General features: G+C 36.6%; 14 protein-coding genes. 6 read left to right on the top strand and 8 right to left on the bottom strand.

The window, feature by feature from the left end; translation table 11 throughout:
- Window positions 1–106: 106 nt before the first annotated feature.
- The 4 genes from Q8S11_RS07405 to Q8S11_RS07390 all read right to left on the bottom strand — a co-directional run bounded on the left by Q8S11_RS07405 (window position 107) and on the right by Q8S11_RS07390 (window position 3,402).
- The gene (locus tag Q8S11_RS07405; protein ID WP_305661448.1) at window positions 107–1,678 is read right to left on the bottom strand and encodes a S41 family peptidase; all 1,572 of its coding nucleotides are present in this window, start codon (window positions 1,676–1,678) and stop codon (window positions 107–109) included.
- A 67-nt stretch (window positions 1,679–1,745) separates the two neighbouring features.
- Complete coding sequence (locus Q8S11_RS07400; RefSeq protein ID WP_305661447.1) at window positions 1,746–2,360, bottom strand: HAD hydrolase-like protein; 615 nt, start codon at window positions 2,358–2,360, stop codon at window positions 1,746–1,748.
- 74 nt (window positions 2,361–2,434) lie between these two features.
- On the bottom strand, window positions 2,435–2,743 hold the full coding sequence (locus Q8S11_RS07395; protein WP_305661446.1) for a hypothetical protein: 309 nt from the start codon (window positions 2,741–2,743) through the stop codon (window positions 2,435–2,437).
- Window positions 2,744–2,745: 2 nt separating this feature from the next.
- The gene (locus Q8S11_RS07390) at window positions 2,746–3,402 is read right to left on the bottom strand and encodes an ABC transporter ATP-binding protein (protein ID WP_305661445.1); all 657 of its coding nucleotides are present in this window, start codon (window positions 3,400–3,402) and stop codon (window positions 2,746–2,748) included.
- 148 nt (window positions 3,403–3,550) lie between these two features.
- Here Q8S11_RS07390 and sucC point away from each other — a divergent pair, with 148 nt between their 5' ends.
- Window positions 3,551–4,747 (top strand): ADP-forming succinate--CoA ligase subunit beta, encoded by a 1,197-nt coding sequence (gene sucC, locus Q8S11_RS07385; RefSeq protein WP_305661444.1) that lies wholly within the window; start codon window positions 3,551–3,553, stop codon window positions 4,745–4,747.
- Window positions 4,748–5,100: 353 nt separating this feature from the next.
- Here the strand turns inward: sucC and rplT are convergent, their stop codons facing one another.
- The 4 genes from rplT to thrS all read right to left on the bottom strand — a co-directional run bounded on the left by rplT (window position 5,101) and on the right by thrS (window position 8,338).
- On the bottom strand, window positions 5,101–5,445 hold the full coding sequence (gene rplT / locus Q8S11_RS07380) for a 50S ribosomal protein L20 (protein WP_305364588.1): 345 nt from the start codon (window positions 5,443–5,445) through the stop codon (window positions 5,101–5,103).
- A 77-nt stretch (window positions 5,446–5,522) separates the two neighbouring features.
- Window positions 5,523–5,723 (bottom strand): 50S ribosomal protein L35, encoded by a 201-nt coding sequence (gene rpmI / locus Q8S11_RS07375; RefSeq protein ID WP_305364589.1) that lies wholly within the window; start codon window positions 5,721–5,723, stop codon window positions 5,523–5,525.
- 105 nt (window positions 5,724–5,828) lie between these two features.
- Complete coding sequence (gene infC / locus Q8S11_RS07370) at window positions 5,829–6,401, bottom strand: translation initiation factor IF-3 (RefSeq protein ID WP_305364590.1); 573 nt, start codon at window positions 6,399–6,401, stop codon at window positions 5,829–5,831.
- A gap of 11 nt (window positions 6,402–6,412) precedes the next feature.
- On the bottom strand, window positions 6,413–8,338 hold the full coding sequence (thrS, locus tag Q8S11_RS07365) for a threonine--tRNA ligase (protein WP_305661443.1): 1,926 nt from the start codon (window positions 8,336–8,338) through the stop codon (window positions 6,413–6,415).
- A gap of 343 nt (window positions 8,339–8,681) precedes the next feature.
- Between thrS and Q8S11_RS07360 the strand changes: the two genes are divergently transcribed.
- The 5 genes from Q8S11_RS07360 to Q8S11_RS07340 all read left to right on the top strand — a co-directional run bounded on the left by Q8S11_RS07360 (window position 8,682) and on the right by Q8S11_RS07340 (window position 12,668).
- Window positions 8,682–9,116, top strand: a complete 435-nt coding sequence (locus tag Q8S11_RS07360; protein ID WP_305661442.1) for an Rrf2 family transcriptional regulator — start codon at window positions 8,682–8,684, stop codon at window positions 9,114–9,116.
- A 47-nt stretch (window positions 9,117–9,163) separates the two neighbouring features.
- Complete coding sequence (locus Q8S11_RS07355; protein ID WP_305661441.1) at window positions 9,164–10,915, top strand: cbb3-type cytochrome c oxidase subunit I; 1,752 nt, start codon at window positions 9,164–9,166, stop codon at window positions 10,913–10,915.
- Between the two features lie 8 nt (window positions 10,916–10,923).
- Complete coding sequence (locus Q8S11_RS07350; RefSeq protein WP_305661440.1) at window positions 10,924–11,928, top strand: cbb3-type cytochrome c oxidase subunit II; 1,005 nt, start codon at window positions 10,924–10,926, stop codon at window positions 11,926–11,928.
- Window positions 11,929–11,989: 61 nt separating this feature from the next.
- Window positions 11,990–12,277 carry a hypothetical protein gene (locus Q8S11_RS07345; RefSeq protein ID WP_305661439.1) on the top strand — a complete coding sequence of 96 codons (288 nt, stop codon included), beginning with the start codon at window positions 11,990–11,992 and terminating at the stop codon, window positions 12,275–12,277.
- Complete coding sequence (locus Q8S11_RS07340) at window positions 12,264–12,668, top strand: cytochrome C (RefSeq protein ID WP_305661438.1); 405 nt, start codon at window positions 12,264–12,266, stop codon at window positions 12,666–12,668. The genes Q8S11_RS07345 and Q8S11_RS07340 overlap by 14 nt, the downstream gene beginning before the upstream one ends.
- Window positions 12,669–12,771 lie beyond the last annotated feature (103 nt).

Genomic DNA, 12,771 nt, shown 5'->3' with positions numbered 1-12,771 from the left:
CTAATTTAAGGGATATTTTGGATTGATTTCAAAAAAAACACTTCATAAATAGCTATGAAGTGTTTTTTTACCCGAATGTGTTTAAGGGCAATTCAATAATTCAATTTTACTGCTTTTTAAACCTTAATTTATCATCAATCATTCCCTTGAATACATTTTTATCAAAAACTTCATTCAATCTTTGAGTTTCAAAAGCAGACATACCAGATACACTTGCAATCTTAGATGGAATATTACTGATCGAGAAGGTTCCTTTTTCAGAATAGCTTAAGGCAGCAGCCAGTAATCGTTCTGTTGGGTCACCAAAATCCTTAGTAACATCATCAGACACACTATAATCAACAGCCATTCCGCTGTAATATCCACCCTCATTCTTTTGGTTTTTAGTTTCAAACTGAGGAACATACAGGTCAAGTTTATCAATTTTAATTGCAAAAAAACCAACCGGCTTACCATAGGTTTTCTGGCCAATAATTTTAACATTACTAGGCATTACCCCTTTCATACTGTTGATCAGTAATTCACTGGCAGAAGCTGTGCCGCTGAGAACCAGGAAATAGATTTTGCTGAATTCTGCTCCACCGATCTTTTTAAATATCTCTACATTATCATTTAACGCAGGGTCAACATTACTTACTAATTTAACCTTATAATTTATGTCAGCATAGGTAGCATATACCCCATTCACACCACCTGTAAAACTTTGTAATTTACCCTGAGCATCAAGAAGCGGCTGGTGGGATAAAATCTTCGCATTTCCATCCTGCATGGTCTTTGTCCATATAGTAGTATACATTACCTGCCCATTATATGCTGCAGGGGCAATTAGATTTGTAAACACGTCTGCGGTAGCAACTGAACCACCCCCATTATAGCGAAGGTCTACAATTAGCTCAGTGGCACCGGCAGTCTGAAATTTACTGATTTCAGTTGTTAAAGCATCCCTTGAATTAGTAGTAAAACTATTGTAAACAATATATCCAACTTTTTTAGATCCTGCGTTGAGTATTTTAGTCAGAAATATGGGATTGTTTGAATAGGAAGCTCGAGTAATCGTTACATCTTCCAAACTACCATCCGGTTTCAAAATAGTCATAGAGACAGAATTAGCTGAACCAAATACTGCATTACCAACAAAATCCAAAGTCGCACTTTGAGAAGTACTCAAGTCGGTTCTGCCATTTAATTTCTTAATCTGGTAACCTCTTTTCAGACCTTTAGATGCTGCAGGTGAGTTTGGTGAAACGTACTTTATACGTAAGTCATCTGTAGGAGTTGAACTTATGCCATCAGTATCATGATAAAAAACAGAAAAGCCAAAATCTCCGCTTACACCACCCAATGAGGTCGATACTGAGCCATCATCCAGGAATGAATACTTATCTGTAGGTTTATTTGTTCCAGGCAAGGCAATAATGGCATTTAATACCGCCTGATTACTACCATAACTTCTTGGATTAAAAACTGCATAAGTTGGCATGCCTTCATTCCAGTAATAGGTTTCCTTAGCATAAAGGAAAATAGAATCTTTAGTCAGGTCCGACCTTGAGGCAACAACCGGGACAGTTGGGTTAGGTTCCGGTCCTACACTAGCTTTCGGGTCTTTCTTACAAGAAGATGCAAGCATTAATAAACTCAAAGAGAATATTAACAATTTACTTATGGATCTTAAATTCATTTTATTCAACATTTTTTTTGGTTAGTTTTATGTAGTTTAGAATTGGCAGTTCAAATTTAAATTCAATTTACAGAAATTCATCAACAGCTAAATAATCAACACCCGAGGATATTGCAAATTCCTGATCAGTTTCTGTTGCTCCAATGATCATAATATCTTTTCTTGTTAACTGATGATCTTTCATTATATACGATAATACGTCAGGATTTGGTTTCAGGTTTATCTCTGATGCATAATAAACTCTCAAATATTTTTCCAGGCCATTCCATTCGATCTGTCTGATCTTATTCAACTGAATTTCAGGCTTTCCGTTTGTCACCAAAAACAAATGTTTCCTGTCTACAATAATTTCCTGCATTAATTCCAGAATGCCTGAAAATAATAACAATTTCAATGGTAATATTGCTGTAGAATACAATCTTTCAAAATTATCCCGATATTTCTCATCTATACCAAAAGCTTCTTTTGCCCTGTCAAAAATCCCTTCATCTCCATGATGAGTGTAAGATGTTTTAAAAAATGCTGTAAGATCCTGAGCAGTTGGAAAGCCTTCAGTAAATTCAATAAAATTGGCAAAGAGGTAATAAACCTGCAGCAGATAATCTTTCTCAGGATAAATTACATCGTCAAGTTCAAATACAAAAGCTTTTATACGATCGTCCAGATCTTTATATTTAAGCATGTTCAAATTTATTTAATCAATATTGGAAGATTACAAATATTAGACCAATCAAATTGAATTTAGTTTATTCATGCTTATAATATCCAATCATTTGACAGCAATATGATATTTATTCCATATTCCTTAAAAAGCTGATCTGCTTTGGATAATTCTTTGATTTCTGGCACTTTGAGCGGAAAAATTTTAACAATATGATTATCAAGGCATATTTTTAGCATTTCACTTGTAAAAATTGGTGATGAAGCATCGGGTATGCGAATAAACCTTTTACCTGGAATTTCAGGCATTTCAATTTGCTCAGCAAAATACACTTCAGACTCATTTAGCAAGCGCTCTAACTTGTATGCGATGGCAGAGGATGCTGCGGTAATCAGAATTGCCATGGCTAATAATTAATTATCAGACCATCCTTCATCAATACCTTTCGATCGGCCATTTCTGCCAGATTTTCATTATGTGTAACGATGACAAAAGTTTGTTGCATACTGTCGCGAAGTTCTAAAAATAAGCGATGCAGACTTTCGGCATTTGAAGAATCCAGATTGCCGGAAGGTTCATCTGCCAGAATAATTGCCGGATTATTGACCATTGCTCTGGCAACAGCTATCCGCTGCTGCTCACCACCGGAAAGTTCATTGGGTTTATGATTTGCCCTGTTCCTTAAACCAAGAAGATCAAGAAGTTCAAATGCCCTGGCTTCAGCTTCTCTTTTGCCTTTTTTAGCAATAAATGCAGGAATACAAATATTTTCGAGGGCTGTAAACTCGGGCAGCAAATGGTGGAACTGGAATATAAAACCAATTTGCTCATTTCTAAAGGCACTCAGCTTCTTTGAAGAAAGGGAGTTAACGTCAATATTATTTAATAGTAAAGTCCCCTGATCAGGTTTATCGAGGGTTCCAATTATATGTAGTAAGGTGCTCTTTCCAGCACCTGATGCTCCAATAATAGTAACAATTTCAGCCTTTTTAATATCCAGATCAACCCCCTTTAATATCTGTAAGTTACCGTATGATTTCCGAATTCCTCTTGCCTCAAGCATGAATATAGATCTTATGAATATGCAAATGTGTGAATTGTTTACTAAACTATGGCTTCCTGTAAAATAATAGCTTAATTTTTGAAAAAAACAGCCTTTACTATTTTCAGGTTAGCAATAAAAACGTAGTTTTACCACAAATAATAAGTAAATGAATATTCACGAATATCAGGGTAAAGCAATTTTAAAAAGCTTTGGTGTCAGAGTCCAGGAAGGCATTGTTGCTGATACTGCAGAACAGGCTGTTGACGCCGCTAAAAAGTTAAAGGTAGATTATAATTCAGACTGGGTTGTTATAAAGGCTCAAATCCATGCCGGAGGCAGAGGAAAAGGTGGCGGTGTTAAACTTGCAAAAAACTTAGATGAAGTTAAGGAAAAAGCAGGCCAGATTATCGGAATGCAATTAGTGACCCCTCAAACCGGTCCTGAAGGCAAGCTGGTAAGTAAAGTTTTGGTTGCTCAGGATGTTTACTATCCTGGTGAGAGCGAAACCAAAGAATTTTATGTAAGTGTATTGCTCGACCGTTCCAGAGGACGTAATATCATCATGTACTCTACAGAAGGAGGCATGGATATTGAAGAGGTTGCAGAACATACCCCTCATCTGATTTTCAAAGAAGAAATTGACCCTAAAGTTGGTCTTCAGGGATTTCAGACACGTAAAATCGCCTTTAATCTGGGATTAAGCGGTGATGCGTTTAAAGACATGACCAAGTTCATCGCAGCATTGTACAAAGCATATGAAGGAACAGATTCTGCTATGTTTGAAATCAATCCTGTTTTAAAAACATCTGATAATAAAATACTTGCTGTTGATGCCAAGGTAAATCTTGATGATAATGGTTTATTCCGTCATCCGGATTATGCAGCTATGCGTGATACCAGCGAGGAAGATCCAACAGAAGTTGAAGCAAGCAAATCAAATCTGAACTACGTAAAGTTAGATGGTAATGTTGGTTGTATGGTTAATGGTGCCGGACTTGCAATGGCAACTATGGATATCATTAAACTTGCAGGCGGTGAGCCGGCAAATTTCCTGGATGTTGGTGGAACTGCCAATGCTGAAACTGTAAAAGCAGGATTTAACATCATTCTTTCAGACCCGAATGTAAAAGCGATCCTGATCAATATCTTTGGTGGTATTGTACGCTGCGATCGTGTAGCTCAGGGTGTGATTGATGCTTACAAGGAAATAGGAAATATTCCGGTGCCTATCATAGTTCGCTTACAGGGAACTAATGCTGTAGAAGCTAAGAAGCTTATAGATGAATCGGGATTGAAAGTTTATTCAGCGATTCTTTTAAAAGAAGCAGCTGCACTTGTAACGAAGGTTTTAGAAGAAAAATAATCTTTAGGTTTTAACCTGAGGTATAAAGCCGTTGATTTAAAATCAACGGCTTTTTTCATTCTAATAATTTCGAATTATCATTTATACCTAATTTAACGTAAACTCGACATAATAATTAAAAACCACATAGAAACATAGCGGTTTATGGTTGCCAACCTTCATTTTAGGCACAGATAACCTTGAAGCTTCGCTTCAATCTATGTTTCCTTTAAAGCACAATTTAAGCCTATCTATGTGGTTAGATATTGATCTTTAGATTTTTATATATCGAACTCACGTTAATTTACAAAATTGAGATTAAACAAAAAAAGGAACCAAATTTGGTTCCCTTTAAAAATATGTTAGAAATAAATCTATTTTACTGTATCAACCACAGCTTTAAAGGCTTCAGGATGGTTCATAGCCAAATCAGCTAAAACTTTACGGTTCAAACCATTTCCTTTTGCAGTTAATTTACCCATTAATACTGAATAGGATAATCCGTGCTGACGTGCACCGGCGTTAATACGCTGAATCCACAACGCTCTGAATTCTCTTTTCTTAGTTTTACGGTCACGATAAGCATATTGCAAACCTTTCTCGACTGTATTCTTAGCAACGGTAAAAACCTTGCTTCTTGATCCCCAATAGCCTTTGGCTAAATCTAAGACCTTTTTTCTTCTTCTTCTTGACGCTACTGCGTTAACCGAACGTGGCATGTTGTGTTGTTTTTTGGTAAGCGGTGTTCCTTTTAAGAAACTTTAAAACCTGATACCTGGTTAAATTAATTTGTTAATTATTTGCCGATTGTAAGCATACGTTTTACGTTGCCCATATCTGCGTCAGAAACTAAACTTGTCTGACCTAAAGCGCGCTTACGTTTGTTGCTCATCTTGGTTAAGATGTGGCTCTTGAATGCGTTCTTTCTTTTGATTTTACCTGTTCCAGTAAGCTTAAAACGCTTTTTTGCACTGGAGCACGTTTTCATTTTTGGCATAACTCTATCTATTTATTATTTGTCAATTATTCTATTTGTCAATTTGTCAATAAGCGATATGTCCAATGGACAAATCGATAAATCCGATAACTATCGGATGACAAATTATTTTTTCCCTGCATGTTTAGGAGCAACGGTCAAAAACATCCGTTTTCCTTCCAGCTTAGGAAGCTGCTCTACCTTACCAACATCTTCCAATGCCTGAGCAAATTTTAATAAAAGGATTTCTCCCTGCTCTTTATACACAATCGCACGGCCTTTGAAATGAACGTAGGCACGAACTTTTTCTCCGTTTTCAAGGAACCCAATAGCATGTTTCAGTTTGAACTGAAAATCATGGTCATTGGTATTAGGTCCAAAACGAATCTCTTTAATGACCGTTTGTTTTGCATTGGACTTAATTTCCTTCATTTTTTTCTTCTGCTCGTAGATAAACTTGTTGTAATCAACAATTTTACATACAGGCGGAACTGCATTCGGGGAAATCTCAACAAGGTCAAGATCCTGTTCAATAGCCATAGCTAAGGCTTCCCTGAACGGATAAATACCAGTTTCCACGTTATCACCAGTTAAGCGCACTTCAGGCGCCCTGATCAAGTCATTGATCTTATGTTCTGCTTCTTTCTTTTTAAACGGAGGTCGTGGTCCCCTGTTAAAGCCTGGTCTTCCTAATGCCAAATTATATTTACTTAAATTGTTATTTCTTTAACTAATTGATTACTAAACTCTTCTATCTTCATACTTCCAATATCTCCCTGACCATGTCTTCTTACAGAAACCATGCCGTCATTCATTTCCTTCTCTCCAATGATAAGCATATAAGGTATTTTCTTCATTTCCGCATCACGAATCTTTCGTCCAATCTTCTCATCTCTGGAGTCAATCAGGCCGCGAATATCGGAATTATTAAGCGATTCTAAAACTTTTTTTGCATATTCCTCATATTTTTCGGAGATAGGGAGAACAATAAATTGTTCAGGTGTTAACCATAAAGGAAATTCTCCGGCACAATGTTCGATCAATACGGCTACGAAACGTTCAAGTGAGCCAAAAGGTGCCCTGTGAATCATAACCGGACGATGCTTCTGATTATCGCTTCCTGTGTATTCCAGCTCGAAACGTTCAGGTAAATTATAATCAACCTGGATAGTCCCCAACTGCCACTTTCTTCCCAATGCATCTTTCACCATAAAGTCGAGTTTGGGCCCGTAAAAAGCAGCTTCTCCAAATTCAATAATGGTTGTTAAGCCCTTTTCCTCTGCTGCTTCAATGATTGCAGATTCTGCTAACTTCCAATTCTCATCACTACCAATATATTTCGCTTTGTTTTCGGGATCACGAAGGGAAATTTGTGCGGTATAATTGTCAAATCCCAGGGCCTTGAATACATAAAGAACAAGGTCAATAACTTTCTTAAATTCTTCCTTCACCTGATCGGGTCGGCAGAATAAATGTGCATCATCCTGAGTAAAGCCACGTACACGGGTAAGTCCATGCAATTCGCCGCTCTGCTCATATCTATAAACGGTTCCAAATTCTGCATACCTGACCGGAAGGTCTTTATAGGAACGAGGCTTGGTTTTATAGATTTCGCAGTGATGTGGGCAGTTCATCGGTTTTAAAAAGAACTCCTCCCCTTCCTGCGGTGTTTTTATAGGTTGAAATGAATCAGCACCGTACTTCTCATAATGTCCAGAAGTGATGTATAGATTCTTATGACCAATATGCGGGGTTATTACCTGTTCATATCCTGATTTAACCTGTGCCCGCTGAAGGAAATTCACCAGTTTTTCTCTCAGTGCAGTTCCTTTTGGAAGCCATAAGGGCAATCCCATACCCACCTTATCTGAAAAAGCAAAAAGCTCCAGTTCCTTACCCAGTTTACGATGATCGCGTTTTTTCGCTTCTTCGATCATGTGCAGGTAATCAGTCAGTTCACTTTGTTTCGGATAGGTAACTCCGTAGATACGGGTTAATTGTTTCCTGCTCTCATCCCCTCTCCAGTAAGCTCCGGCAACATTCATCAGCTTTACTGCTTTGATAAATCCTGTATTCGGAATATGTGGTCCACGGCATAGATCAGTAAAATTTCCCTGGGTATAAAAAGTAATTGAACCATCGCTAAGATCTTTGATCAGATCCAGCTTATATTCATCATCTTTTTCTGTAAAATATTTAATAGCATCAGCTTTTGAAACTGCCTTTCTTGAAAAATCAGATTTCTGTCTGGCAAGCTCCAGAATTTTATCTTCAATCTGTTTAAAATCATCAGAGGAAAATTCACGATCACCGAAATCGACATCATAGTAAAAGCCGGTTTCAATTGCAGGTCCAATGCCAAACTTGGTACCAGGATATAAGGATTCGAGAGCCTCAGCCATTAAATGCGCAGATGAATGCCAGAAGGTAGCTTTTCCATCCTGATCATTCCAGGTAAGTAATTTTACTGCTGAATCTGATTCAATCGGGCGATTTGAATCCCATACTTGCCCGTTAACCTCTGCTGCTAAAACATTTCTGGCTAATCCTTCAGAAATTGAAAGTGCGATTTGATTCGCTGTGGTTCCCTGTTCGTATTCCCGAACTGAACCATCAGGAAGAGTGATCTTGATCATCTACAAAATGATTTATAAGTTATATTTTAAAATATTCAAATGATCACCTACAAAGTGATCTTCAATTCAACAGCAAAAATAGGATAATTTGAGGGATTTTTATGCATAAACTAATGTTATACGCTTAAATAAAGTCAATCCAATAAGACCCAAGTAAATCTTAATAATACTTTTTAAATAATTTATAATCTTTCAGGATAGTCTTAGGTTTAATACAAACCGCATAATATAAAACTTGCCTCAGGAAGTTGGTAAAGACCCTTTAGATAGCATACATGAATATTAATGGACAAATTTATCCGTTATTAAAAAATATGTATATTTGCTGCAAAAACAAGGACAAATGTTTTCAAAAGCTTGTGAATACGGGATTAGAGCGTCAATTTACATTGCAGAGCAATCGCAGTTAGACAGAAAAGTAGGACTCAAAGAAGTTGCAGAATCAATTGATTCTCCCATAGCTTATACATCGAAAATTTTGCAACAACTTTCCCGTAACAAGATCATAAACTCAGAGAAAGGCCCTGGCGGCGGTTTTTCTATGGATAAACAAGAGCTTGATAAGGTATATTTAAGTACAATAGTTTTAGCATTTGATGGTGAAGAAATTTATAAAGGTTGTGGATTGGGCTTAAAACAATGTAACGAAAAAATGCCTTGTCCTGTTCACGATCAATTTAAACTGATTAGAGACAAACTAAAAACAATGTTAGAAACTACAAGTGTACAATCATTAACAGCAGATTTTGAAAAAGGATTAACCTTTTTGAAGCGTTAAAAAATTTTAATCAAATAGTGGACAATTTTATCCAATACTTATAAAAAATGAAAATAGAAAACATACTTAATGAATGGGGAATTATCATTACCATTATCCTGATTGCTATTCCGGTAATTGTTGCTTCGATCATCGTTATCTTAAGAGCTAATACTGTTGTAAGTAATTACTTCAAGAAAAAGGAATTAGAAAAATTCAATGAATACATCAAAGATTTACATCCTGAAGAAGTACAAAAACTGGAGCAACGAAAAAAAGAACTTGAATTTGCTCTATCAAACAATGAATTAGCAGGTGAAACCACTCCTATTGATACGAAAGGATTAATAAATCATGTGAGCCAGGTGGAGGCTCTTCGTTTTATTGAGCAAAAGAAAAAAAGCCAGCCCAGGCCTTATATTGAACCTCAGTTATCCAAACTCATATTATGGTATTTAGGTTGTGCAACTTTTTGGCTAGTATTTGGCACAACAGTCGGTGAATATCTTGGAATAAAATTCGTAGCACCAGATGTTGACCACTATAGTTGGTTGAGTTTCGGCAGGCTTAGACCGGTTCATACCAATGCTGTTTTTTGGGGTTGGGCGTCTTTAGCAATGATGGGACTGGCGTATTATGTAATTCCGAGGGTAAGTAATGTTCCAATTGCAAGCATAAAAACAGGCTATCGTTCCCTCATCCTTATCAACACATCTGTTATTATTGGCAGCATCTGTTTGATGGCAGGAATAAATAATGGCGGTGGAGAATATAGAGAATACATTTGGCCGGTAATGGCATTATTTGGCATTGGTATCCTTATTTCTTTAAGGAATTTTTTCAAAACCATTGCTAAAAGGACAAACAAAGAAATATATGTATCTAACTGGTATATTATATCAGCAATGATGTATTTACTGGTAATTGCCTTTGTTGCCTATTGGCCGGGTTGGCAAAGGGGTTTAGGAGAAACCATTGTACAGGGCTATTACATGCATCAGGGCGTAGGCATGTGGTTTATGCTTTTTAACCTTGGACTGATGTATTATTTCCTGCCACAACAATTAAACAGACCTATCTATTCTTATAGCTTAGGCATTTTAGCATTTTGGACTCAAATTCTATTTTATACCTTAATCGGGACACATCACTTTATTTTTAGTGCGATTCCCTGGTGGCTACAAACTGTTGCCATTGTAGGGAGTGCAGGAATGATTATACCTGTGGTAGCAGGTACAACAAACTTCTTAATGACCTTTAAAGGTTCCTGGAATAAACTTTCGGGTAGTTATACCCTCCCATTTTATTTGATAGGCATAATATTTTATTTCACAGGTTCATTACAGGGAACTGCAGAAGCATTCCGTTTCACCAATTTGGTTTGGCATTTCACAGATTTTACAGTTGCCCATTCACATTTAACCATGTATGGCATTATATGCTTTATGCTTTGGGGGTTTATTTACACTATCGTTCCAAGATTAACGGGCAATGAACCTCCACAAATTACAGTTGGGGCACATTTCTGGTTGGCATTAATCGGCTTAATATTCTACTCATTTCCTTTAATGTATGGAGCAACTCTGCGGGGCCTAATGTGGATGGATGGAAAACCATTTATTGAAAGTGTAGAATTGATGGCTCCTTACTGGATGTGGCGTGCCATCGGAGGTTCATTGATGTGGCTATCACACATTTTGTTTGCTTATAATTTTTATGTGATGGTAAGACGTAAAGAAGAAATAATAATACCAGAATCACCAATAGATATCTTAAAAGCCAAATTGGAATTAGACAAACAAACCATTACAAATAAATAAACAAAGAAATGGAATTTTTCGATAATCATAAAAAATTGTTCAGATCAGCACTTGGTTTATTCCTTCTGTTAACACTGTTTGTTGCTATTATTCCTGCTCTAAATAACCAGGAAAACAATGCTCCATTGCCGAATTATGAACCCTCAAGTGAAGAAGCATCTCTGGGCAAGAAAAGTTTTATTGCCAATGGTTGCGTAGCTTGTCATACACAACAGGTACGTAATGTTGATATGGATAAAATGTGGGGTAAGCGACCCGGAATTGCTGCTGATTATGCAGGAATTACACGAACAGATTTCTGGCGAAATACTGCCACCTTAATGGGAACAGAAAGAACAGGGCCAGATTTAACAAATATTGGTACACGACAACCTGGTTTAGCATGGAATTTATTGCATCTCTATCAACCAAGAACTGTGGTTGAAAAATCTATAATGCCCGCCTATCCCTGGCTCTTTGAAATAAAAAATGAAATAGGTAAAGATGACGTTGAAGTCATTGTTCCTGATGAATTCAGAAAAGGCATAAATGGGAAAATCATAGCTAAAAAAGAAGCGCTGCATTTAGTTGCTTATTTACAAAGCCTAAAACAAACTCCATTGCCTGAAGGGAAAATACCAATGGAATTTTTGTACAAGAAAAAAGAATCTCCAATGTCTGATGGTAATAAAGCGAATCTTCCTGATGGCCAAACACTCTACACACAAAACTGTGCTAGTTGTCATCAGGCTAATGGAGAAGGTTTGAAGGGTGCTTTCCCCCCATTAAAAGGAAGCTCCATTGTACTTGAAGATAATCTTGAATTGTTTGTAGATATAATTATGAGGGGCTATGATGCCAGAGAAGAATATGCTGTTATGAATGCAGTAGGAACCGACAATAATTTAAGTCCTGAGGAGGTAACTGCAATTATCAATCACGAAAAAACCAGTTGGGGTAACAACGCCAAAACGGTAACTAGTGATGATGTAAAAAAAATAATGGATTACATCAAGCAGGCATCGAAAAAATAGTCCATAATCTATTGCTATCTGCAACCGATACAGAAAAAACAAAACAATAATTTTTGAAGAAATGAAAAATAAAATAAAGAGTATTATCATCCTTATTCTTGTGTTTTTCGCATATAATACAGCCATTTCCTGCCCGGTTTGCGAAAAACAACAGCCCGAAATAACCCAGGGATTAACACATGGAACAGGGCCGGAAAGCAACTGGGACTGGGCAATCATCACCGTAATTAGCCTTATTACTTTGCTGACACTTATTTTTTCTATAAAATATCTTATCAAACCAGGTGAAAAGAACATTGACCATATAAAACAATTAATCTTATCAAATACTGAAAATGAAAGAAGATAAAAGTAAAATAATGTTATTTATTGATGATGATCTTCAACCTATAGCAGAATTATTAACACCTGTACAATTTGAATTAGATACCAGAAAACTTACTGATGGTGAACACATTTTAAAACTTGTCAGCAAATCGCCAACCGGAAGAGAAGGTATACGAAAAATAAAATTTGTAGTTCGTAATGGTCCGGCTATTGCGGTTGAAGGATTAAGCGACAATGGTGTAGTTGATGGGGTTATCCCTTTGATGATAAATGCCTACGACAAAGGAAATCAAAGTAAATTTATAATAGAAGGAAGCGAAACTCCACAAAGCGTTCCGAATTGGTTATGGATTTTACTGATTGTCTTTTTCGCCTGGGCAGCATACTACCTGATTACTAATTTTAGTCTTTAAACTCTTCAGAACGGAACTAAACCTAATTACAGGGAAGCTTACACATAGAATTGTAATTTTATAAGTATAAAAGTACTTAAATACTTTTATTGTCTTATATTTG

Origin of the sequence: Daejeonella sp. (assembly GCF_030695525.1) — a bacterium.
In the GTDB taxonomy this organism is placed as follows: Bacteria; Bacteroidota; Bacteroidia; order Sphingobacteriales; family Sphingobacteriaceae; genus Daejeonella.
The sequence above is the reverse complement of the archived record's forward strand: the minus strand, read 5'-3'. Positions and strand labels throughout refer to the sequence as shown.